We start from the raw sequence: 21,822 nt of genomic DNA, 5'->3' as shown, positions 1-21,822 counted from the left end.
ACAAAAACTTTATACTTTTTAATAATTAACCATAACAGCGCGCGCATTTCCGTCACTCGTTATAATAGCACCTACCATATCTCCGGCTTTAATCCTTTCCAGGGAAATAACCTCATCCCTGGTACGCACAACTGCATCTGTTTTCACCGCAACATTGGGACTGATTTTAACACTGTTATCATCCATTTCCTGGTCAATGGTAATTATCCGCTTATCAATATCTACTGCTTTAACCTCACCCCAAACAATCATCTCTCCTGCACTTGGATCTGCATTTTCCACATTAGTTTCCTCAAGAGTTTGTGGAGAGAATTCCAAATCCCTGTCACCATTTTGGAACTTATTGCTGGAAGCACTTTCATCATCTGCTATCTGAGGCGGCAGAGCCTTAATATCCCTGTTTTCCGGAATTATAATTTTCTCTTCGTTCAGGGAAGTGAAACAGAGGTAACCGCCGATAACCAGTGCCACCACCACAAAGAGAACTAAAAACGGCAGGTTCTTCCTCATAACATTCCCCCCTTAGCAATATATTTGGTATAAACAATAATTAAATAAAAAGAGCTTTAGAAAAATTCACGGTAAATCCCTGCAAAATTTACAGTTTATAAACATCACTGCCTTGCACTACATTAACACCGTGTTTAGTCAGAAGGGCAACTGCATCATCTATCTGTTCCACCCTGAACACAACCAAGGCATTATTTGATGCCTTTTCCAAAAAAGCATACAGGTATTCTATATTTATCCCCGCAGACTGCAAAATCTCCAGTACCCTGGCAAGGCCCCCCGGTTCATCCTGAACCTCTACAGCTATTACATCAGTAATACTCACACTAAACCCGTCATTCTTCAATATTTTGAAAGCCTCTTCCGGATTATTAACAATGAGTCTCAAAATTCCAAAATCAGAGGTGTCCGCTATGGATAAGGCCCTGATATTTATTCCTGCTTTACCCAAAACATCGGTCAATTCAGCAAGCCTTCCAGACTTGTTTTCAAGAAAAACAGAAATCTGATGTACTTTCAATTCTTTTCCTCCTTATAACTCCCTTTTATCTATGACACGTTTTGCCTTGCCTTCACTGCGTGGAATCGTCTTTGGTTCTACCAGCTTAATCTTTGCCGATATTCCAAGGATGCTGGCAATTTCATGACCCAGCTTTCTTTCAAGTTCTTCCAATTTACGTACTTCATCAGAAAACATCTTTTCAGATACTTCGACCAGCACTTCAAGAGTATCAAGGGTGCCTTGCCTATCAACAACCAACAGGTAATGCGGCTCAGTTTCTCCAAAATTAAGCAGTACACTTTCAATTTGCGAGGGAAATACATTCACTCCGCGGATAATCAGCATATCATCAGTACGTCCCATTACCCGATCCATTCTCACAAAAGTGCGGCCACATTCACATTTTTCCTCAGTCAGTACTGATATATCCCTGGTTCTGTACCTTAGAAGAGGGAATGCCTCTTTGGTAATCGTCGTAAAAACAATTTCACCTTTTGAACCATAAGGAAGGGTTTCTCCGGTCTGTGGGTCAATAACTTCAGGAATAAAATAGTCCTCCATAATATGCATCCCGCACTGGCATTCGCATTCCATGGAAACACCCGGCCCCATAATCTCACTTAGGCCATAAATGTTATATGCTTTAATTCCCAGGTTTTTTTCAAGTTGGTCCCGCATTTTCTCCGACCACGGTTCAGCACCAAAAATACCCGACTTAAGCTTGCCGTTAACCAAGTCAATCCCATGATCCGTCGCTTCTTCACCAAGGAATAAGGCATAAGAAGGAGTACAGGCAAGTATTGTTGTACCAAAATCCTCCATAAGCATCAGTTGTCGCTTTGTGTTGCCACCCGAAATAGGTATTACAGCCGCACCTAAAAGTTCAGCTCCATAGTGCAAACCAAGTCCCCCGGTAAACAACCCGTAACCATATGCAACTTGAACCACATCCCCTTTACTGCCGCCAGCCATAACCACACAGCGGGCAATGATTTCGGCCCATGTGTTAATATCATTTTGGGTATAACCAACAACAGTTGGTTTACCGGTTGTTCCAGAAGATGCATGAATCCTTACTACTTCAGATAAAGGCTCAGCAAATAACCCAAATGGATAAGTATCTCTAAGGTCCTGCTTAACTGTAAAAGGCAGCAGCCTAATATCATCTAAGTTTTTAATGTCCCCAGGTTCAATTCCCTTTTCTTTAAATTTTTCCTTATAAAACGATACATTATCATATACCCGGCGAACAGTCTTCTGCAAGCGTTCCAATTGGAGCTGCTTAAGCTGCTCCCTGGGCATAGACTCATACAGAGGATTATACATGATGCCCTCCCCTTTTTAATAACTTTTTTAATAACATTTTTAGCAACAGTTTCAAAAATTTTTATTTCCACAAAAACTCACTAAATTCCTGCTTTATCAGAAAACTTTCAGATTTTTTGCCGGCTGCGCAAGCGATAGAAAATAAGTGCAATCAGAACAATTATGGCACTAACGATTTGAGATACTGTAATATTCCCAAATACAATCAGGTTCTCCCGGAAGGACTCTATAATTGATCTGCTAATCCCATAAAGTATCAGGAATAATAAAAATACTTGTCCATCAAATTTTTTGTTATACCAGATAAAGATTAATATTCCAAAAAGCAGAAAACCGATGACTGAAGAAAAAAGCTGGGTAGGGTAGCGGGGAACAAGGTCAGTACAGGGCATCCCTTCAATATATTGAAAAATCACTCCAACAAAAGACCCTGTTTCTTTTCCATAACAACAGCCATTCATAAAACATCCTAATCGTACTATCCCATATCCTAGGGCTAAAGAAGGAGATACCAGATCGGCCAGAGACCAGAAAGGAAGCTTTTTTCTAATAACATACCAGGTTCCGGTTATAAAGCCGCCTATCAGGGCCCCGTAATAAACGAGCCCGCCCTTCCAAATAGCAAATATCTGCAAAGGTTCGCGTAAATATCTTTCAGGTTCATACACAAAAACGTAAAACAGTCTAGCACCCACAACTCCACCCACCACAAGGACAATGGCAAGGTCAAGTATCTGTTCGGAATTCATTTCAATTCTTCCGGCAAGTCGCACAGCTAACAGTGTCCCCAGCAAAATCGCCAGACTTAAGGTGAAGCCCCATGCATAAATAGTAAGAGACCCATACTTAAATAAAACCGGCAGCAACAAAACTCCCTCCTTTTCCACATTTCTTATACCTTGCAGAATGCCGCACGATAATGCTTTTCCACATAATCCACAATGTCAGGTTCCCTTGTGGATTAAAGTGTTTTACACATGTAACACTCCCCTATTTTCATGTTATCAACAGACATATCCACATTATCCACAGGCATCTTTTAATCCACAAAACAGATGTTCCCAGAACCCTTAAATAATATATTTTATACCTTAATATACATCTTCACCAAGCTTCAAGCCTGGTACCGCATTGAGAGTAAGGGGGGCAAATTCGTGCCTCAGATACTTGTAATAAGCAGCACAAGCAACCATAGCGGCATTGTCAGTACAAAAAACCGGCTCTGGATACCTGACACTTATGCCAAAAGATGTCGCCTGCTGTGTCAGCTGCTGTCTAAGCCTGGTATTAGAAGCTACCCCACCGGCAAGGAGTATATTTTTGACCCCATATTTGACTGCAGCCGCGAGAGACTTATCTACCAGCACATCGACCACTGCTCCCTGGAAACTTGCCGCCAAGTCGACCATATTTATCTCTTCATCTTTCATTTTAGCCTTATTGAGATAATTAAGCACAGATGACTTCAGCCCACTGAAGCTAAAATCAAAACTATCATTCTCCATATAAGCCCTTGGAAAATCAATGGCTGTAGGATTTCCCCCAACTGCCAGTTTGTCAATCAAAGGACCGCCGGGGTATCCCAGTCCCATTACCCTGGCTACCTTATCAAAGGCTTCTCCAGCAGCATCATCCCGGGTTCGCCCGATGAGTTCATAACTACCATGTGCTTCTATAAATATAAGGTCCGTATGCCCGCCGGAAACCACTAAACATACTACCGGCAGCTCCGGAGGGTTGGATAGGAAATTGGCATAAATATGGCTTTCTACATGGTTAAGGCCAATCAGGGGCAGGTTAAGGGTATATGCCAAAGCCTTGGCGGCAGAAACACCAACTAAAAGCGCCCCTACCAATCCGGGACCGTAAGTTACCGCTATCGCGGTAATATCTTTAAAATTGACCCCTGCTTCGTTTAAACTTTGGCTGATAACTGAATTTATCAGTTCCACATGCTTCCGGGAAGCTATCTCAGGAACAACACCACCAAATCTCTGATGTACCGGAACCTGTGATGAGATAATATTTGACATAATCCTGCTGCCATCCGCAACTACTGCAGCTGATGTTTCATCACACGATGTTTCTATTCCAAGTATGATTACCTCTGCTGACACTTGACCACACCTTTCAGTCATCATTGTGCAGGTTTTTCCACATTATAACCGCATCTTCCCCGGTATCAGAATAATAACCGGGCCTAACCCCACAAGAAACAAACCCTGTATTTTCGTAAAGTCTCATGGCTGCAAAATTGGAAGGCCTAACCTCAAGGGTCATTTTCACACAGCCTCTCCAGATTGCTTCTCTAAAAAGCTGACAAAGCAACGCCCCCCCTACCTGCTTCCGCCGGTAAGAGGGATGCACCGCAAGGGTTGTCACATGCCCCTCATCAAGAATTATCCACATCCCGGTATACCCAACAACTTTATCTTCTTCAAGAGCAACAATATAGTACGCAAAATCCTTATTATCGATTTCATGAGAAAATGCCGTCCGTGACCATGGGGTAGGAAAAGACCTATTCTCTATTTCCAAAACATCGTCAAGATGTGACTTACACATCTTTTTAAACTGGATTGGTATTTTTTTATCGTACATCCGGTTCCCCTCACATTATTGCCCGTGTTTTTTCTCCCAGGTAATTTCAGCTTCCGACTTTCTGAGATATACAGGCTGCAGGAAGGTATAATCCGCTGGCCGGTCATGCTTCAGCTCAATCATCCCGAGTTCAGCCACAGCCCCGGCCCTGGGGAAACTATTAGTCATTGTCCCAAATAATGCCTGGGAGCCCAGCCGGTTGATAATAGTATCTCTATAAACCGGAACCCCATCACCTAAAAAAATCACGGGGTCCCCGTATCGCGACAATTCATCCAATAGCTGTTCAATTGCCATAGCCGCAGGAGTAATCAGTTCTTCCGGCCCCTCCGGGCTTGACCTGTAGATACAAGTGTAAACCTCATTTCTCCTCGCGTCAAGGATAGGGCAAATTAGTGCTGAAGTGTGGCAACAATTCCATGCCAGGACCTTTAGGGTAGAAACTCCGACTACAGGTATTCCCAGCACCTGTCCCATTGTCTTGGCAACTGACATCCCTATTCTCAGCCCGGTAAATGATCCTGGACCGCCGGTAACTGCAATTCCATTGAGGTCTCCCGGTTTAATAACAGCATCATCCATAACTTGTTGAATCATAGGAATAATATTTTGGGAATGTGTTTTTAGGTTATGAATAAACCGTTCTGAAATCAGCCTGTTATCTCCAACCACCGCTGCCCCGGCAACCCGAGTGGCTGTATCAATCCCCAATATTTTCAATGTTTTTCAACTCCTCAAATAGTCCGGCAACCAGATCTATATATTTTTGGCCAAAAGGCCGAAATTCAAGTTCCCTGGCATTTTCTCCATCTTCAGCCATGATTATTTTCACCATAAGGTATTCATCGGGCAAAAGACCATTGACACGCTCCGGCCATTCAATCAGGGTAACCCCTCCGCCGTAAAGATATTCCTCCAGCCCCAGTTCATATGCTTCATCTTCTGCTATCAGCCTGTAAACATCAATATGGTAAAAAGGCAGCCGCCCTTCATATTCATTAATAATGGTAAATGTCGGACTGGTAACATGCTCACCGATATCAAGGCCAAGGGCAATGCCTTTGGCAAAATGAGTCTTTCCCGTACCCAGGTCACCTTCAAGACAAACTATATTTCCTGCCCCAAGCATCTTACCCAGAGCGTTGCCTATGGCAATAGTCTTATTGGGTGAATCACTAAATATCCTCATTGGGTAATCTCCTCTAAATATATGTTTCACTCATGGTTAATATTATAACACCCGTTAATACTGCTATTCCCTGAAATGGTCATAGCCCCGGGGGGTAATCTGAATACACCGGCCCCCAGTATCAATCAGGCGGCAACCCTTCCCTAGCTGGGTAATCCTGCCAACCTGACAGGGTAAAGCACCGGCTTCCCTGAGTGCAGATGTTACTAGTTCTAAACCGACCGGCTTAACGGTAAAAACAAGCTCAAAATCTTCCCCTCCGTATAATGCCCAATGGGAGGGGGATACCCCTGCTCCTTGAGCCACCAGAGATACCGCTTCCGTAAAAGGAAGCGCAGATTCATACAACTCGCAGCCGGTACTGCTGGCTCTGCATATTTCAAGAACTTCATTGGCCAGCCCGTCACTAATGTCATTCATTGAACTTATATAGCCTAAACCTCCCAAAATGCGGCCTTCCTTAAGTCGTGCCCTGGGATAAAGATGGGAACTGATAACCTCATCTTTGATCCCCGGAAGGGCTTCAGGCAGTGGATTGTTTAGAATGTGCAGGCCGGCCGCGGAGCTGCCCAGAGGACCCGTAACCATAATTATATCTCCCGGAGAAGCGCCCGAACGGTAAACTACCCGGTCTGGCTCGATACAACCGGTGAGGGCTACATTAACGGTAAGCCCCTTCATTGAACTAACAGTATCACCGCCAACAATGTCAATTCCATACTCCCGGGAACAATCAATCAGGCCGGAGTATAAATCTTCGGCCTGTGCAACCTCCCAGTCCGGAGGAATACTGACAGAAACAACCGCAAAAGACGGCACTCCGCCCATTGCGGCAATATCGCTGACATTTACGGCCATAGCCTTCCAGCCCACTGCTTTCAGGGAACAATAGCTAAGGCTGAAATGGATATCTTCTACCAGCATGTCTGTTGTCATCAACAATAATCTGCCGGGCTCCTGTTTCATCACAGCAGTATCATCACCAATTCCCTTTACCACTTTACCGGAGTATGGCAATATTTTCCCGGCAAGGATATCTATCAGCCCAAATTCGCCTAAGTGCCTGATTTTCATGCTTATCCGGCCTTCCTGTGATAAAATACTAGAATAATTATACCTGTTAACGTTTGTGGTTGCAAGAAAACCGGAAATAACTGTATATAAAGAAAGTCCCTTTTTATACTGTTAAAAAGAGGCCGCAATCTACTAAAAAGTAAATTTGCGACCTCTCTATCAACACTTAGGGAACTCTGTCCCCAGGTATTCACCAATAACCTTCATGGCACAAAACTCGCCACACATTGTACATTCCTTCATGCCCTCCGGGTTTTTATCTTTTCTCATGGCCCTGGCCTTCACAGGATCTATTGCCAGGTTGAGCTGGGCTTCCCAGTCAAGGTTTTTCCTGGCCCTAGCCATGGAATCATCCCATTTTCTCGCTCCGGGGACACCCTTAACAATATCTGCAGCATGTCCCGCTATCCGAGAAGCTATAACACCATCACGGACATCCTGGTCAGTGGGCAGCCCCAAGTGTTCGGCAGGAGTAACATAACATAGAAAATCAGCACCGCTCCAAGCTGCAATTGCACCTCCGATGGCTGATGTAATATGGTCATACCCAGGAGCCACATCTGTAACAATAGGGCCCAGTACATAAAAAGGGGCCTCTTTGCACAAGCGTTTTTGCAGTACCATGTTTGCGGCTATCTGGTCTAAAGGCACATGCCCCGGCCCTTCAACCATTACCTGAACCCCTTGTTCCCATGCCCTTTCCACGAGTTCACCCAATATGATTAGCTCCTGGATCTGGGCCTTGTCCGTAGCATCAGCCAGGCACCCCGGTCGCAGGCCGTCTCCAAGACTTAGAGTCACATCATGTTTTAGAGCAATTTCCACAAGGCGGTCATATTGTTCAAAAAGAGGGTTTTCTATTTCATGGTGAAGCATCCATCCCGCAAGAAACGCCCCCCCCCTGCTGACAATATCGGTAATCCTGCCTTCCCGGCGTAATCTTTCTATTACCTCAAGGGTGACGCCGCAATGTACGGTAATAAAATCAACTCCATCCTCAGCCTGTTTCTCAATAACACCGAAAAGGTCATCAGCAGTCATCTGTATCAGGTTGTCATACTTACCCTTGGATTCCACTATTGCCTGGTATATTGGTACAGTTCCGACACATACAGGACAGTTATCGATTATTTGTTTCCGGCATGCATTAATATCTCCTCCCGTGCTAAGGTCCATCACCGCATCTGCCCCTGCATCAAGGGCTGTTCGGAGTTTATCCATTTCTTTAGCAATATCCGGGTATTGAGGAGAAGTCCCTATATTGGCATTCACCTTTGTTTTCAGTCCTTTTCCAATACCACATGGCTTAAGATTAATATGGTGAATATTGTACGGAATTGCTATCTTTCCTTTAGCCACTCCTTCTAAAATAATATCCGGGGATATACCCTCCTTTTCAGCAACTTCCTTCATGGCAGGTGTTAATTCCCCTGCCCTTGCCTTCAACATTTGAGTCATTTTTTGTCCTCCTAAGTATGATTTGCATTCTAATGAATGATAGTCTTTGCTCTATCAATTTCTGCAACAAAGTTCCGGGCTGCATCCGTAATATCGGCCGCTCCGACAACTGCGCTGACCACAGCAACGCCATCAGCTCCAGCCCGGATTACTGAGGCCACATTATGCAGCTTGACCCCTCCTATAGCATATATGGGAAGAGAAACTGCCTGCCTTATTTGTGTCAGAATTTGCAATCCCCTGGGGAACCTGGCATCTTTTTTAGTCTCAGTGGGAAAAATAGGCCCGACACCAATATAATCGGCGCCGCTTCGCTCCGCCTCCAGCGCCTGTTCAGGGGTCCCGACCGAAACACCGATTATCAATTTGCTACCAGCCAACTTTCTTACAGCACGCAGCGGAATGTCCTCCTGTCCAATATGAACCCCGTCAGCCTCCAGAGCCAGTGCCAAATCAACACGATCATTAATAATTAAAAGCACTCCACTTTTATGGGTAATCTCGCGGACTTCGCGACCAACCTCAAAAATCCGTGAAGCAGGCCAGTTTTTTTCACGCAGTTGAATAATACCCGCTCCCCCTTCAATACATGCACTTACCACTTCCCGGTAAGACCTAGCGGCGAAAAAATCCTCCCCGGTAACTACGTACAGACCGCCCCGAAGAGCTATCCCAGTATGGTTAATTAAGTTCATTCTCCATCATCTCCCAAACGACCGAACCCGGCAAAGTGGTTGAGCGGTCCGCCGCTGCGCCCTATTGAATAACTGTATTCCATAGCATAACTGACATACCTTTTGGCATCTCCAACCACATCTTTGATATTCTTGCCAAGGGCCAACCCGGCAGCCACAGCTGACGCAAAAGTACAGCCGGTTCCATGGGTATTTTGAGTAAGAACCCGTTTGCCTATATATTCAACAAACTCATTACCGTCAAATAACAAATCGACCAGATTATCTTCATTATTCAAATGGCCGCCTTTAATAACAACATTGGGCACACCGAGGCCTTGGAGTTCTGCGGCAGCTACTTTCATATCTACAATCCCGGTTATTTTTCTGCCTGTCAAGATTTCTGCTTCAGGAATATTTGGGGTCACAATAAACGCCAGTGGAAGGAGCCTATTTCTTATTGCCTCAACAAAATTTTCAACCTGCTCGTCAATCAGGTGATCTCCACTGGTTGCAATCATTACCGGATCTACCACAATATTCTCTGCTTTAAACCTGATAAACTGCTCACAGACAGCATCAATAATATCGACATTTACCAACATTCCTGTTTTTACAGCAGCAATCTCCATATCTTCAAAAAGAGCTGTTATCTGTTTAGCGACAAATTCCGGAGGAATGACATGAATTCCGGTCACACTTGCTGTATTCTGCGCAGTAACAGCAGTCAGGACATTTAATCCATACACACCCATGGCAGAAAAAGTCTTCAGGTCGGCCTGAATTCCCGCACCGGCACCGGAATCAGACCCGGCAACAGTCAATACCTTTTTCAGATTCATTTGCCCAGCCCCCTTAGCAACCAATGCATTAACAGTAGTGAGCTATCTTAAAACAATAAATCCCACCTTTAGAAGGTGGGTATAAGCATATCCTTACTTAATTCCACTTCCCTCCGCCGGTATTACCCGGTTTTGCATGCCGCCCGGAAAAAGGACAGATATGCATTCATCAGGTTCCAAGGGTTGACCTAACAGTCTCTCAGCCGCTGATGCAGCACCCCCAGTGGTCTGTATGATTTTGACTAATTATAGCATTTCAGCTATCTTGTTGTAAATAGACACATCATAAAAATAATAAAGACCGGTTACGTTCCCGGCCTATTTGAAATTCATATGCTGTTATATTGCAGATGCCTTGGGTAATAATTTTTGGGATACTTCATGAATTATCTGACGAATCTCTCCAACATCAAAGGGTTTAATTATGCACTTGAGAGCCCCGTTAGTACGTGCTTTATCAATGACTTCCTTTTCGGTAAAAGCAGTCATTATAACAACCGAACAACTACATCCCATTTCTTTCATCTTTTCCAGAGCCTTCGTGCCATCCATAACAGGCATTCTAATATCCATAAACACTAAATTGGGATTTATTTTTTTTGCCTGTTCAACTGCTTCCTGCCCATTTACAGCAAGGAAAGGCTTATGTCCCTCTTCCCTGACAATGGCATCGAGCAAATAACGCACCCCAGCCTGATCATCTACTATTAAAACATTGAGGCGATGGGATTCCATAATGACACCTCCTGACATAAATTGCCCCATTCGACTTATATTTCCCATGTGGATAATCGTTCGACGTTTACAGGCCAATCCCTTCAAAAACTTATAGTCTTTTTCCGACAAATAACGAGCATAATTGATAAAAACGGAGGAAATTGAAATATTCAGCTAATTTACCCCGAATAAACTATTTCCCCATCAATTATGACATGTTCGATGTTTGACCTTATATCCAAAGGATGGCCATTCATTATAATCAGGTCAGCATCTTTGCCTTTTTCAATACTGCCGATTCTGTCATCCAAACCGATTATTTCTGCAGCATAAACAGTAATAGCCTTTAATGCTTCTGTTTCTTCCAATCCGGCCTTTACTGCAAGAGCAGCACTCAAACTCAGGTAGTTAATAGGAACAACAGGGTGGTCTGTCATTATGGCCACCTTTACTCCTGCCCTGTTAAGTATGCCCGCATTTGCATTATTGCGGTCTTTCATTTCAACCTTGGCCCTGGTGGTAATTATGGGTCCAACTATAACAGGAATACTTCTGCGAACCAGTTCATCAGCTATCTTATAACCTTCTGTACAGTGCTCTATAACAATCTTTAACCCGAACTCATCAGCTACCCTGATAGCAGTCATAATATCATCCGCCCTATGAGCATGAGCCCTTAGCGGCAGTTCCCCGCGAAGGACCCGAACCAGGGTATCCATCCCAAGGTCCCTGTCCGGCATTTTATGGGGGTCTTGTGCACCCAATTCCAGTTTTTTGATATAATTCTGAGCCTTGACCAAATTTTCCCGCAGCAACGCCGCAGTAGCCATCCTGGTCATAGGACTCTTTTTACCGCTGCCATAAACACGTTTCGGGTTTTCACCAAAAGCCACCTTAACTCCAACCGGACTTTTCAGGACCATTTGATCAATAATAATACCTGATGTTTTCATGGCCAGATTTTCGCCGCCAATCACATTGCCGCTCCCCGGGCCTGTTACTACAGTTGTAACCCCACCCTCCAATGCATCGGCAAAGCCCTGATCTTCAGGATTTATGGCATCTATGGCCCTAAGGTGTGGTGTTACCGGACCTGTCATTTCATTAACATCATCACCTTCAATGCGGTAAGTTTCTTCCATGATTCCCAGATGACAGTGGGCATCTATAAATCCGGGCATAACAATCTTCCCGGAAGCATCCAGAATATCGGCAACATCTGGAATCTCTACATCTGGTCCCAGTTCCCTGATTTTGCCGCCTTCGATTAAAACAATCCCTTTATCAATATCAGCCCCGGCCATTGTAATAATCCTGCCGTTAATTACTGCCAGCATCGTCCTTCTCTCCAATCTGTAAATTACTATTATTATTTAGTGGGGTGTTGTAAACACCTCATCAAGGTTCAATAACACCGCTCATCCGGAGTACCTGCAAACCTTTTTTCTTAAGTTCACAGATAAGCTGATTAATACCAACAGAATCACTGGCCATATGTCCAGCCACCACAACATTACCGATATTCTGCTCTTTGACCGCTTTTATTGCATCATCAGGCATATGCATTACCACAAGTGTGCCCACACCTGCTTCAAAATAAGCTCTAATAACATTTGCGCCACCACTGGTTCCTCCCGCCATGGTTACAAATACTCGGCCGGCGTAATCAGACTCACGGCCTACACGGATTATAGGCTTAGCCAGGGTATTCCGGTACTCAGGAAGTTGTTCTAATGCCTCAACAACATCCTTGACAACCGCTTTTCCCGTGTTCCCGAGGCACTTGTCCAAATGTTCCTGAACCAAGTTTTCCGCCAAAATATCAGCAGGGGTATGGATGACGATGAAAGGCATTTTCATAAGCCGGGCTGCAGACATTACCCTGTCATAGTTAGCCACATGATGAGAGCGGCTTACCTCTTCCATGCGTTCATGTAAAGCCTTCTGGGCCTTATTTATCGGAACCCCTGCCGTAACCATCCGGTCAATCTGGTTAGACATAACATTATGGAATTCGACCATAGGCAGGCCGCCTTTGGGATGATGGGTAATCACCGCATCAACACCAAGTTCCCGTGCCAGCAATAGTTCTGCAACCTCAATATCAACACCGAAAGCAATTTTTCTGATATTTTCCCCGGCCACAACCACTCCAGAATCTGCAGGGGTATCCTGCAACCCCGCAAGTTTTAGAGCAATGTGCAAAATTTCCTGTGTATTCAAAGATTACACCTCCGTTTTCTTTGTTTAGTATAATTTATAATCCCAGCCACAACTGTTCCTAAACGATTTACCTGTTTCATTCGCACAGCTTTGCGGGAACAGAGCTCCTGACAACAGAGACATGAGATACACTTATTGTAATCTATTACAGGATACTTTCCCGGCATCTCCATTGCCTGCACAGGACAACTGTCCATACATAAGCTGCAGCCAACGCACACATCTTCAGCAATAACAGGCCGGGCTTTAAGGATTCCCAGAGCCCCGCTGACCAAAAAACCGGGAATAACCTCAAAAATCGAATTGGAAGGAAGGTCAAAATCCTTTATCTTTAAAGTTTCCAGTTTCTCCCCAAGTACTTCTATTTTAGACATATCCCCTATACCTAAACCCCTCTGGTGAGCAATCCTGGTTGTATGAATCTTGGATGGGGGTACTCCCACTAAATGGGCAACAACCGCATCAAGCGCTACCCCGTCTTCAGCAGCTAAAACCAGCCCAGTGTTCCTTGGACTGCCTGCAGACGGCCCATTGCCTTCCATGCCAATAATCCCGTCCATAATAGTCAGGGCCGGTCTTGTCAGACCATAGATATCTACCAGCACCCTGGCAAAATCCTTTAAACGCGGCGCCATTCCGTGGTACTCGGACTTCCTATGTCCGGGCACACATCCATACATGTTTTTAACCGCTCCAGTTAGAATAGTCAATGAGTGAGTTTTCAGTTTTGGCAGTGATATTACCACATCCGCTTCCATTACCGGCTTCGCCAAGTACAATGTTTGTATAGGCCCTTCGGCAGCAACAGGAACAATACCTGCAGAATCAAAATTTACCAGTTCTGCGCCCGCTTCCTGAGCTGCCCGGGCTATCCCAGAAATCTCAAATGTCTTTGTGGTAGGAGCCTGTCCGGCTATTATGCCCCCAGAGCTGTCACCCACCTGTATAATACCGCCGGCTTTTTTAACTTCGGCAGCTACAGCCCGGATAACTGCAGGATGGGTTGTTACCGCCTCTTCCGGAAGCCTCATTGTAAGTGCATTAACTTTTAATAATACCTTCTGACCCGGCCTGACAAAACGTTCCATGCCTCCAATAAGTTCCATAGCAGCATGTACTGCAGCGTTTACCCTCTGCTGGCTGTAATCACCACAACGGCATACTGATACTTGCACCATCTTTCCCACCATCCAGTTAATAATATCCATTGCTCACAGTATTATTCCGTAGACATAATTATTCCATAATGATTGCAAATCCTGCCTTATTTATTTAATTTTTTCGGGATTTTCCGGGATGACATAGAGCAGCCTCTATAAATGACCTAAACAGCAGCCTCGAATTGCGGTCTTTGGATACCATGCACTCAGGATGCCATTGCACTCCTATAACAAAGGGACTATTGCGACGCTCAATCGCTTCAATAACCCCATCGCTGCTCCTGGCAGTAACGTCAAATCCGTTGGCCGGCCGACGAACTGCCTGATGATGAAAACTATTGACCCTAGTGCTGTCACATTGTAGTATGCCTTCCAGCCGGCTCTCTTTTGCAATACTGACCTGGTGAGTGGGATGCCACCTGGGTGCAGACTGGGAATGTTTTAGAGAGTCAATAATTTCTAAAGGAATGTGCTGGATAACAGACCCTCCGCAGGCTACATTAAGTACCTGAATCCCGCGACAGATGCCTAAAATCGGAACCCTCCTCTGCATAGCAGCCCGTACCAGCATGATTTCAAACCTGTCCCTATCAGGATTAACCTCACCCAACCCAGGGAGCGGCTCTTCATTAAACAGCCTGGGATCCAAATCCCCGCCTCCGGCCAACAACAAGCCCTTTATAACCCTAAAATATGGAGCTACAGCTTTTATGATACCTGAACCGGGCAGAATCAAAGGAACACCCCGGGCATTGATAACAGCCTCCACATATGCCTCCGGCAGAAAAAAACGGCCATCCTTCTGGTTAAACGAACACGAAATTCCGATTAAAGGCTTCATGCCACACCATCCAAATGATTATTTCTCATTTGTATCTATATTATTTATCTTCCCAAAAAATGTGTTAGAAAAAAATCAGTACATTCCTCCCTTTTGCATACCAGGAATTAATTTTCCTGCAGGAAAAAACGCCTCACAGGAAGAATCATTTATCATATCCCTTATAAGGAGCTGAATCTATGGCTATCATTATCCCATTTCCCAATAACCAGAATGCACATGAAATACAAGACGGAGAAGAAAGTGAAATCCTGAGCGAAATACACAAACAAGTTCTCCGGAATAAACTTGAGGAAAAAGCCAGATATATCTCCGAACAAGATATCAAAATAATCAAAAACCAAATAAATATTAAACTAAAAAATATCCACAGTCGGAAAACATTTATAAAAAAGATGCTGGAAAGAATTAAGCTACTTTACGAAATGTTGTTTGACCAAGAAATTAAATTAACGAAAACAGTTAGGAAAACAGTGGCAGCAGGATTGTTTTATTTTATATCCCAAAAAGACTTTCTTGCGGATGACATCCCCGGCCTGGGCTACCTGGATGATGCCTATATAATTCGACTGGTTTGGGAAAAGACTGGTTCTGAAATCCAGAACTACCTTGCTATCAAAGGAAAAGATGAACGATTATATATTTAGTTCTGTAAACGCATTGTCAGGGTCATCTAAATCTTATAAACATGCCTTATAAAATATTAAAGCAAGCGAAATTCGCCTGCTTATATTTCCACTAAACCCAGGGAAATTTCTGTTGCCTGGGCAATTTTTTGCATTATATCTTCATTAAGGGTAGTTACTTTTTCTTTCAACCGGCTTTTGTCAATTGTACGAATTTGTTCCAGAAGAATCACCGAGTCCTTTTCAAGGCCACTGTTTTTAGAGGTAACCTCAACATGTGTCGGCAATTTCGCTTTACTAATTTGTGAAGTGATTGCAGCTACAATAGTTGTCGGGCTATACTGGTTACCGATATCATTTTGTAAAACAAGTACCGGCCTTGTCCCTCCCTGTTCTGAACCAACAACCGGACTTAGGTCGGCAAAATAAATTTCTCCACGTCTAATCTGCATTTATTCATCCTCCGACAAGGGCCCAATATAAAGCTTACTTACTTCATGTTCTAGGGCAAAGTTCTCCCCGGCAAGGGCTAAATTAATTTTAGCCATCTCAATATATCCCTTTTTCATCTGTTCCCTTATCGTTCTCCTTTTTCTCTCTTGAATATAAAGTTTCATTGCCTCACGGATAAACTCACTCCTGTTAAGCTTTTCCGCAGCAACAATCCCATCAACTTCACGCAATAAATTGTCCGGGAGGCTAATCATAATCCTTTTAACTTCCGCCACCAAAAGGCACCCCCTTAATAAAACGTATAATGCCTAGTATAACATTCAGTATATGTCTAATTATATACCGGAGTATATACTCGAGTCAACTCGCATGCATATATTCCACCATCCTTTTGGGCATGTATTTAGGTATATATGCAAGCTTATTATGTAAGTTTTATGCCGGAGTATACAGATTCCCGTATGGGCGGTTGGAAACCGGTATCAGTTTGACGAACTTTTCTTCAGCTATCTCTTCATAGTCTATACCTAAATCTTGACAATATTCACAAAGATACCTGCTTAGAAGTTCGTTGTCGGCTTCATTAAGCTCAAACACAGCAACTTCCCTGCCAAGGAATGTTTCATCAACTTCACCTCTTACGTAGATTGCCCCTCCGTGCATGCCGGCACCAAGGTAATCACCTGTAATCGGCCTGCTTGATTTACGCTCCAGTCCTAATACAATCAAAATGCCTCCGGCCATATATTCACCCAGAAAACTGCCGGCTGTCCCGCCCACAATAATGACAGGAATATTATCTTTATATTCCTTCATATGAATTCCCACACGGTAACCTACATCACCCTTGACGAATAGTCTCCCACCCCGCATGGCATATCCCAGTACATCCCCGGCATGGCCGTGAACTACAATTTTTCCGGAATTCATCGTATTGCCTATCGCATCCTGCCCGTTATCACAGACAACTACAGTAGATCCGTTCATATATGCTCCCAGGTCATTCCCCGGAACACCTTTTATCTCTATTTCAACAGGTCTGGCTACCCTCGTACCGATATATCTTTGGCCATTAACATTAGTAAGGACAATTTTTTCAGCCCCTTCACCAACAGCTTCCTGAATCATGTCATTGAGTTGTTTATAATATAATCCTTTTGCATCTATTGTTTTTATCATTGTACTGCCCCCCCGCTCAACCTGAACTTTCTAACTGATTCGGGAAAATCAACATACCCAAAATCGGAACTCATAAGTCGCTCCTTAAAGGGTGTAATATCTATCTTGTCTCTGATTAATCCGGTAAGAATACCGGCCCGTTCAATCTCATTAAGGAGAATATAGCCAACAATGCGGTTATTTCTTAAAATGATTTTACGGTATGAGTATTTCTCAGGATAAGAATCTACCAAAATTTCGAATTCTGCTGTATCCGGGTTTATAATTCCGGCAGTCAGCATCGGAAGGTCTCCGAAACCAATCGCATTCATTGCCAGCCCGCCGCTAAATTCAGTCTCCGCACCGGCCATATTACGGCCCGCTGTTTCTCCCTGAAGATAAGCATTGGGCAGCAGGGGCAGCACCCTGTTACTACCATAAACGATATCAAACCCCTCCGAAACATCGCCTGCAGCATATACCCCGCTAATATTTGTCTCCATCTTTTCATTAACCACAATACCACGGTTAAACTTAACTTTGTCTGCAATCAGTTCCGTATTGGGGGTGACACCGATAGCAACAACCAGCATGTCACTGGATATTTCGGCTTCATTTTTTAAAACTACACCGCTTACCTCCTTATCACCTAATATCTTGGTCACACTATTGGTAAGCTTAAAATTTATTCCTTTGCCTTCAAGATATGCCTGAACCATTTGTCCTGCCTCTTCATCAAGAATTGCAGGAAGAATACGGTTTGATAATTCTACAACAGTTACTTTAACATCCAATTTACGCAGGGCCTCGGCTGCCTTCAAGCCTATCAGCCCAGCCCCTATTATGACCGCTGTTTTCTTTCCGCTGTCAACGGCTTTCTTAATTTTCTTAACATCATCAAATTTAGTAAAAAAGTAAACTCCCTCTTTTTCAAAGCCCTCCACCTGCGGAATAACAGGTGTTCCTCCCGTGGCAATAAGCAGTTTATCATAAGCAGCAGTAGTTCCGTCTTCCAACTCAACTTTTTTGCCATCAAAATCAATCTTACAGGCCCGTAAGCCAAGCATAGCAGTAACCTTGTTGACTTTATAAAAATCTTTGTCCCTATAAATCAATTTATCTTCAACAACTTTTCCGGCCAGCCAGTAAGAAATAAGAGGCCTGGAATAAGTATGATAAGGTTCGTCGGAAATCACAGTAATCCCGCCTTTACGGTCAACCTTCCTGATCCCCTCAATAGCACCGACAGCAGCAGCGGAATTTCCTATAATAACATAATCCATTTCCATCCCTCCTCAGTTTTGACCAGCCATTATTCCCTCTCTTCAAAAACCAGGGCATCATTCGGGCAGTTAGCCACACAAGCCGGAATACCGTCGCCATTGCTGCACAAATCACATTTTGAAGCCACCTTGCCTGATTCATTTCTCTTTATCACCCCAAAGGGGCAGGATAGGATACAGGTCCAGCAACCGACACAGCGTTCTTCATCATTGATAACCATTCCTGTGTCCGGATCCCTATACATGGCACCTGTAATACATGCCTTAGTACAGGGAGCATCAGCACAGTGACGGCACTGCAGGGCAAAAGAAACCGGCCGATTCTCTTCAACAATAATCCTGGATAATGGCAGAACTCCTTTTTTGAAGGCCTTTACAATATCATTTGGGTATTGGGAGTGAGCAACTATACAGTGCACTTCACATAGTCTACATCCGGCACAAACTTCTTCTTTGGCATAAACTCTTTTCATGGTTCCCCTCCTACTCTCCGGCTGCTTTGACGCCAAGTATTTGGAGCTCTTTTTCAGATAGGCCCACACCCCTCAGCATCAACCTGTTCCCCTTGAGGCTCTCCAGGGCATTTATACCCATCCCGCCAAGCAGTTCCTTAATTTCAAGTGTCCAGGCCCTAAGCAGGTTAGCCGCACGTTGTGCCCCTATATCTGGGTTAAGCCGTTTAACCAAATTAGGATTCTGAGTTGCAATTCCCCAGTTGCACTTTCCAGTATAACACTTCTGGCACATGTGACATCCCAAGGAAATCAGGGCCGCTGAACCGATATAAACCGCATCTGCTCCAAGAGCTACAGCCTTGACAATATCGGCACTGTTCCGGATACTGCCGGCAATTACCAGAGAAACTTGGTGCCTGATTCCTTCCTCGCGCAATCTGGTATCCACCGCCGCAAGAGCCAACTCTATGGGAATCCCCACATTATCACGGGTCCTCAGAGGGGTAGCCCCTGAGCCGCCCCGCAATCCGTCTATGGTAACAATATCAGCTCCCGCACGTGCTATCCCCGACGCAATGGCAGCCACATTATGAACAGCAGCAATTTTTACTGAAATAGGTTTTTGATAATTGGTGGCTTCCTTAAGGGAATAAATCAATTGCCGCAAATCTTCGATAGAATAAATATCATGATGCGGGGCAGGTGAAATAGCATCACTACCTTCAGGTATCATCCGTGTTAGGGATACTTCCCTGCCTACCTTTTCACCCGGCAAATGCCCACCTATGCCGGGCTTAGCGCCCTGGCCAATCTTTATCTCCACGGCAGCACCGGCATTAAGGTATTCGGAGTGTACCCCAAAACGTCCTGAAGCTACCTGAACAATAGCATTCTTGCCATACAAATAAAGGTCTTTATGCAGTCCACCCTCACCGGTGTTAAAACATGTGCCTGATTCCATAGCCGCCCTGGCCAATGACTTCTGAACATTAAGGCTGACTGAGCCAAATGACATAGCGCCAAACATGACCGGTAATTCGAGTTCCAACTGGGGGGGCAGTTTTTCTGCCAGCCGGCCGTTTTCTATTTTCAGGGAATCCGGTTTCCGGCCCAGGAATGTTTTCAGTTCCATAGGCTCACGGAGTGGATCAATTGAAGGATTAGTAACCTGGCTGGCATTTAGCAGGAGATGGTCCCAAAAAATCGGATAATTACGGTCTGTACCCATACCGGTAAGCAATATACCTCCTGAAGCTGCCTGCTTGTAGATAGAGTTAATATCATGAGCAGTCCAAGCGAAGTTTTGCCGGTACTCCAAGGGATACTTCTTCACAATTAGGGCCCTGGTGGGACATAGGGCCACACACCTATGACAGTTGACACATTTAATGTCATCAGAGATAACCCGCTTTTCCTCTTCATCATATATATGGGCTTCATTGGCACATTGGTTAACACATACCTTACAATCAATGCACCTGTCGCTGTTTCGTTCTATTAAAAATTCCGGAGTTGTATAGTCAAGGCTCATAATATACTGTTCACTCCTTCCAACATCCCGATAACAGGTTCTCCACCCTTTGGTATCCAAATATTTTCCGGGTTAGGGCATATCTCCCTGATAGCAGACTCCTCACTGGCCACATATAAAAAATCTCCTTTTGTCGCGGCAGCCAGAGAACGCAATTTAATCCTGTCATTCAAAGCCACTATGCCTTTGCTGGTCCCCAGGATAATGGAAAACGGTCCATTAACCAAGAGACTGCTAAAGACGATTCGCAGTGCCCGGCAGAGTTCCCTGCGTTCTGCATCCATACGGTCAATTTCCTTCCACAGTGGAGCAGCAACTACAGCTAGAGCCAGTTCCAAGGAAAGCCCCTGTTTTCTCATTAGGTAATCAAAAATATAAGTAATGGCTTCCGTATCTGTCTGCAGAGTGCACTTATAACCAAACATTTCTAAAAAGCGAGCATTTGTATGATATGACGAAATTTCGCCATTATGCACTATCGACCAATCCAGCAGGGTAAACGGGTGAGCCCCGCCCCACCAACCTGGAGAGTTTGTCGGAAAACGTCCATGAGCGGTCCAGATATATCCCTTATACTCATCCAGGCGGTAGAATTCACCAATGTCTTCGGGAAATCCCACACCCTTAAAAGCACCCATGTTTTTGCCGCTGGAAAATATATAAGCCCCTTTATACAAACTATTAATCTTCATTACACACCGTACAATGTACTCATCCTCTGTGAGTTCTGAATTTGACAACCGGTTTTTCTTTGGCTGTACAAAATATCGCCATATCAGCGGAGGATTAGTTATTGCCTTAACCTTCCTAGTATGTATCTGTTCGCTGGTATCAACATTAAAGTGTTCATTAATAAAATCCTCTGCTGCCACCCTGTCATTCAAGCTGTCATAAAACACATGCAAAGCATAATGCTCCTTAAACTCAGGGTAAATCCCGTAAGCGGAGAACCCGCCGCCCAGGCCGTTGGAACGGTCATGCATCAGGGCAATTGATTTGATTATATCTGTCCCAGGTATGGATTCACCCTTTTTATTCATTATTCCACTTATTGCACAGCCTGAAGGAATTCTAGGAAACACTTTATCCATCTTTTTCACCTGCTTCATTTTAACATTTATGTCAATTTTTTACTCACAAAGACAAGGGTAATGCCGGCCAAACAACATTCTCAGCCGGCACACCGTCTTGCAGAGAAG

25 protein-coding genes and 1 riboswitch are annotated in these 21,822 nt (G+C 44.3%); of the genes, 1 reads left to right on the top strand and 24 read right to left on the bottom strand.

What is annotated here, in order from left to right; translation table 11 throughout:
- Window positions 1-18: 18 nt before the first annotated feature.
- The 17 genes from ABFY19_RS02245 to ABFY19_RS02165 form a co-directional block, all read right to left on the bottom strand.
- A complete protein-coding gene (locus ABFY19_RS02245; protein WP_418791648.1) occupies window positions 19-510 on the bottom strand; it encodes a hypothetical protein in 492 nt (163 codons plus the stop codon).
- Between the two features lie 88 nt (window positions 511-598).
- Entirely contained in the window at window positions 599-1,030 is a 432-nt protein-coding gene (locus tag ABFY19_RS02240) for an ACT domain-containing protein (RefSeq protein ID WP_418791647.1), read from the bottom strand.
- A gap of 12 nt (window positions 1,031-1,042) precedes the next feature.
- The gene (locus tag ABFY19_RS02235) at window positions 1,043-2,338 is read right to left on the bottom strand and encodes a phenylacetate--CoA ligase family protein (protein WP_418791646.1); all 1,296 of its coding nucleotides are present in this window, start codon (window positions 2,336-2,338) and stop codon (window positions 1,043-1,045) included.
- 107 nt (window positions 2,339-2,445) lie between these two features.
- The gene (gene lgt / locus ABFY19_RS02230; RefSeq protein WP_418791645.1) at window positions 2,446-3,204 is read right to left on the bottom strand and encodes a prolipoprotein diacylglyceryl transferase; all 759 of its coding nucleotides are present in this window, start codon (window positions 3,202-3,204) and stop codon (window positions 2,446-2,448) included.
- Window positions 3,205-3,429: 225 nt separating this feature from the next.
- Window positions 3,430-4,479, bottom strand: a complete 1,050-nt coding sequence (gene tsaD / locus ABFY19_RS02225) for a tRNA (adenosine(37)-N6)-threonylcarbamoyltransferase complex transferase subunit TsaD (protein ID WP_418791644.1) — start codon at window positions 4,477-4,479, stop codon at window positions 3,430-3,432.
- The gene (gene rimI, locus ABFY19_RS02220; RefSeq protein ID WP_418791642.1) at window positions 4,469-4,939 is read right to left on the bottom strand and encodes a ribosomal protein S18-alanine N-acetyltransferase; all 471 of its coding nucleotides are present in this window, start codon (window positions 4,937-4,939) and stop codon (window positions 4,469-4,471) included. The genes tsaD and rimI overlap by 11 nt, the downstream gene beginning before the upstream one ends.
- A gap of 15 nt (window positions 4,940-4,954) precedes the next feature.
- Entirely contained in the window at window positions 4,955-5,659 is a 705-nt protein-coding gene (gene tsaB, locus ABFY19_RS02215) for a tRNA (adenosine(37)-N6)-threonylcarbamoyltransferase complex dimerization subunit type 1 TsaB (RefSeq protein WP_418791641.1), read from the bottom strand.
- Window positions 5,640-6,128, bottom strand: a complete 489-nt coding sequence (gene tsaE, locus ABFY19_RS02210) for a tRNA (adenosine(37)-N6)-threonylcarbamoyltransferase complex ATPase subunit type 1 TsaE (protein ID WP_418791640.1) — start codon at window positions 6,126-6,128, stop codon at window positions 5,640-5,642. Before tsaE ends, tsaB begins: the two co-directional genes overlap by 20 nt.
- Before the next feature lie 63 nt (window positions 6,129-6,191).
- Window positions 6,192-7,202 carry a thiamine-phosphate kinase gene (thiL, locus tag ABFY19_RS02205; protein ID WP_418791639.1) on the bottom strand — a complete coding sequence of 337 codons (1,011 nt, stop codon included), beginning with the start codon at window positions 7,200-7,202 and terminating at the stop codon, window positions 6,192-6,194.
- Between the two features lie 159 nt (window positions 7,203-7,361).
- Window positions 7,362-8,660, bottom strand: a complete 1,299-nt coding sequence (gene thiC, locus ABFY19_RS02200) for a phosphomethylpyrimidine synthase ThiC (RefSeq protein ID WP_418791638.1) — start codon at window positions 8,658-8,660, stop codon at window positions 7,362-7,364.
- Window positions 8,661-8,689: 29 nt separating this feature from the next.
- Window positions 8,690-9,355: a thiamine phosphate synthase gene (gene thiE / locus ABFY19_RS02195; protein WP_418791637.1), complete on the bottom strand. Its 666-nt coding sequence runs from the start codon at window positions 9,353-9,355 to the stop codon at window positions 8,690-8,692.
- Window positions 9,352-10,176: a bifunctional hydroxymethylpyrimidine kinase/phosphomethylpyrimidine kinase gene (gene thiD, locus ABFY19_RS02190; RefSeq protein ID WP_418791636.1), complete on the bottom strand. Its 825-nt coding sequence runs from the start codon at window positions 10,174-10,176 to the stop codon at window positions 9,352-9,354. Before thiD ends, thiE begins: the two co-directional genes overlap by 4 nt.
- Before the next feature lie 91 nt (window positions 10,177-10,267).
- A riboswitch (TPP riboswitch) is annotated at window positions 10,268-10,408 on the bottom strand.
- Between the two features lie 107 nt (window positions 10,409-10,515).
- The gene (locus tag ABFY19_RS02185; protein WP_418791635.1) at window positions 10,516-10,911 is read right to left on the bottom strand and encodes a response regulator; all 396 of its coding nucleotides are present in this window, start codon (window positions 10,909-10,911) and stop codon (window positions 10,516-10,518) included.
- A 161-nt stretch (window positions 10,912-11,072) separates the two neighbouring features.
- Window positions 11,073-12,230, bottom strand: a complete 1,158-nt coding sequence (locus ABFY19_RS02180; protein ID WP_418791634.1) for an amidohydrolase — start codon at window positions 12,228-12,230, stop codon at window positions 11,073-11,075.
- 61 nt (window positions 12,231-12,291) lie between these two features.
- Window positions 12,292-13,116 carry a hypothetical protein gene (locus tag ABFY19_RS02175; RefSeq protein WP_418791633.1) on the bottom strand — a complete coding sequence of 275 codons (825 nt, stop codon included), beginning with the start codon at window positions 13,114-13,116 and terminating at the stop codon, window positions 12,292-12,294.
- The gene (locus ABFY19_RS02170; RefSeq protein WP_418791632.1) at window positions 13,113-14,294 is read right to left on the bottom strand and encodes a DUF362 domain-containing protein; all 1,182 of its coding nucleotides are present in this window, start codon (window positions 14,292-14,294) and stop codon (window positions 13,113-13,115) included. Before ABFY19_RS02170 ends, ABFY19_RS02175 begins: the two co-directional genes overlap by 4 nt.
- 94 nt (window positions 14,295-14,388) lie before the next feature.
- Entirely contained in the window at window positions 14,389-15,117 is a 729-nt protein-coding gene (locus ABFY19_RS02165) for a gamma-glutamyl-gamma-aminobutyrate hydrolase family protein (protein WP_418791631.1), read from the bottom strand.
- 179 nt (window positions 15,118-15,296) lie between these two features.
- Between ABFY19_RS02165 and ABFY19_RS02160 the strand changes: the two genes are divergently transcribed.
- Window positions 15,297-15,764, top strand: coding sequence for a YkvA family protein (locus tag ABFY19_RS02160; RefSeq protein WP_418791630.1), 468 nt, complete (start codon window positions 15,297-15,299; stop codon window positions 15,762-15,764).
- Between the two features lie 80 nt (window positions 15,765-15,844).
- Here ABFY19_RS02160 and ABFY19_RS02155 read toward each other — a convergent pair whose 3' ends face one another.
- The 7 genes from ABFY19_RS02155 to ABFY19_RS02125 form a co-directional block, all read right to left on the bottom strand.
- On the bottom strand, window positions 15,845-16,195 hold the full coding sequence (locus tag ABFY19_RS02155; protein ID WP_418791629.1) for a type II toxin-antitoxin system PemK/MazF family toxin: 351 nt from the start codon (window positions 16,193-16,195) through the stop codon (window positions 15,845-15,847).
- Complete coding sequence (locus tag ABFY19_RS02150; RefSeq protein ID WP_418791628.1) at window positions 16,196-16,471, bottom strand: CopG family ribbon-helix-helix protein; 276 nt, start codon at window positions 16,469-16,471, stop codon at window positions 16,196-16,198. It abuts the gene before it with no gap.
- Window positions 16,472-16,631: 160 nt separating this feature from the next.
- Window positions 16,632-17,375, bottom strand: a complete 744-nt coding sequence (locus tag ABFY19_RS02145) for a hypothetical protein (RefSeq protein WP_418791627.1) — start codon at window positions 17,373-17,375, stop codon at window positions 16,632-16,634.
- Window positions 17,372-18,637, bottom strand: a complete 1,266-nt coding sequence (locus tag ABFY19_RS02140; protein ID WP_418791626.1) for an NAD(P)/FAD-dependent oxidoreductase — start codon at window positions 18,635-18,637, stop codon at window positions 17,372-17,374. Before ABFY19_RS02140 ends, ABFY19_RS02145 begins: the two co-directional genes overlap by 4 nt.
- A gap of 29 nt (window positions 18,638-18,666) precedes the next feature.
- Window positions 18,667-19,110 carry a 4Fe-4S dicluster domain-containing protein gene (locus ABFY19_RS02135; protein WP_418791625.1) on the bottom strand — a complete coding sequence of 148 codons (444 nt, stop codon included), beginning with the start codon at window positions 19,108-19,110 and terminating at the stop codon, window positions 18,667-18,669.
- A 10-nt stretch (window positions 19,111-19,120) separates the two neighbouring features.
- On the bottom strand, window positions 19,121-20,623 hold the full coding sequence (locus tag ABFY19_RS02130; RefSeq protein WP_418791624.1) for a glutamate synthase-related protein: 1,503 nt from the start codon (window positions 20,621-20,623) through the stop codon (window positions 19,121-19,123).
- Window positions 20,620-21,714 (bottom strand): class II glutamine amidotransferase, encoded by a 1,095-nt coding sequence (locus ABFY19_RS02125; protein ID WP_418791623.1) that lies wholly within the window; start codon window positions 21,712-21,714, stop codon window positions 20,620-20,622. Before ABFY19_RS02125 ends, ABFY19_RS02130 begins: the two co-directional genes overlap by 4 nt.
- Window positions 21,715-21,822 lie beyond the last annotated feature (108 nt).

It is taken from the genome of Phosphitispora sp. TUW77, assembly GCF_048453025.1.
Lineage (GTDB): Bacteria > Bacillota > Thermincolia > Thermincolales > UBA2595 > Phosphitispora.
This window is presented reverse-complemented; position numbering and strand designations above follow the sequence as displayed.

Excerpts from the sequence above, each read along its gene's own strand:
- thiD (WP_418791636.1), bottom strand. The coding sequence starts at position 10,176 with ATGAATCTGAAAAAGGTATTGACTGTTGCCGGGTCTGATTCCGGTGCC.
- ABFY19_RS02170 (WP_418791632.1), bottom strand. The coding sequence starts at position 14,294 with ATGGTGCAAGTATCAGTATGCCGTTGTGGTGATTACAGCCAGCAGAGG.
- ABFY19_RS02145 (WP_418791627.1), bottom strand. The coding sequence starts at position 17,375 with ATGATAAAAACAATAGATGCAAAAGGATTATATTATAAACAACTCAAT.
- ABFY19_RS02160 (WP_418791630.1), top strand. The coding sequence starts at position 15,297 with ATGGCTATCATTATCCCATTTCCCAATAACCAGAATGCACATGAAATA.
- ABFY19_RS02135 (WP_418791625.1), bottom strand. The coding sequence starts at position 19,110 with ATGAAAAGAGTTTATGCCAAAGAAGAAGTTTGTGCCGGATGTAGACTA.
- ABFY19_RS02180 (WP_418791634.1), bottom strand. The coding sequence starts at position 12,230 with ATGCTGGCAGTAATTAACGGCAGGATTATTACAATGGCCGGGGCTGAT.
- thiC (WP_418791638.1), bottom strand. The coding sequence starts at position 8,660 with ATGACTCAAATGTTGAAGGCAAGGGCAGGGGAATTAACACCTGCCATG.
- tsaE (WP_418791640.1), bottom strand. The coding sequence starts at position 6,128 with ATGAGGATATTTAGTGATTCACCCAATAAGACTATTGCCATAGGCAAC.
- ABFY19_RS02245 (WP_418791648.1), bottom strand. The coding sequence starts at position 510 with ATGAGGAAGAACCTGCCGTTTTTAGTTCTCTTTGTGGTGGTGGCACTG.
- ABFY19_RS02185 (WP_418791635.1), bottom strand. The coding sequence starts at position 10,911 with ATGGAATCCCATCGCCTCAATGTTTTAATAGTAGATGATCAGGCTGGG.
- thiE (WP_418791637.1), bottom strand. The coding sequence starts at position 9,355 with ATGAACTTAATTAACCATACTGGGATAGCTCTTCGGGGCGGTCTGTAC.
- ABFY19_RS02125 (WP_418791623.1), bottom strand. The coding sequence starts at position 21,714 with ATGGATAAAGTGTTTCCTAGAATTCCTTCAGGCTGTGCAATAAGTGGA.
- ABFY19_RS02140 (WP_418791626.1), bottom strand. The coding sequence starts at position 18,637 with ATGGATTATGTTATTATAGGAAATTCCGCTGCTGCTGTCGGTGCTATT.
- ABFY19_RS02165 (WP_418791631.1), bottom strand. The coding sequence starts at position 15,117 with ATGAAGCCTTTAATCGGAATTTCGTGTTCGTTTAACCAGAAGGATGGC.
- rimI (WP_418791642.1), bottom strand. The coding sequence starts at position 4,939 with ATGTACGATAAAAAAATACCAATCCAGTTTAAAAAGATGTGTAAGTCA.
- thiL (WP_418791639.1), bottom strand. The coding sequence starts at position 7,202 with ATGAAAATCAGGCACTTAGGCGAATTTGGGCTGATAGATATCCTTGCC.
- ABFY19_RS02130 (WP_418791624.1), bottom strand. The coding sequence starts at position 20,623 with ATGAGCCTTGACTATACAACTCCGGAATTTTTAATAGAACGAAACAGC.
- tsaD (WP_418791644.1), bottom strand. The coding sequence starts at position 4,479 with ATGATGACTGAAAGGTGTGGTCAAGTGTCAGCAGAGGTAATCATACTT.
- ABFY19_RS02235 (WP_418791646.1), bottom strand. The coding sequence starts at position 2,338 with ATGTATAATCCTCTGTATGAGTCTATGCCCAGGGAGCAGCTTAAGCAG.
- ABFY19_RS02155 (WP_418791629.1), bottom strand. The coding sequence starts at position 16,195 with ATGCAGATTAGACGTGGAGAAATTTATTTTGCCGACCTAAGTCCGGTT.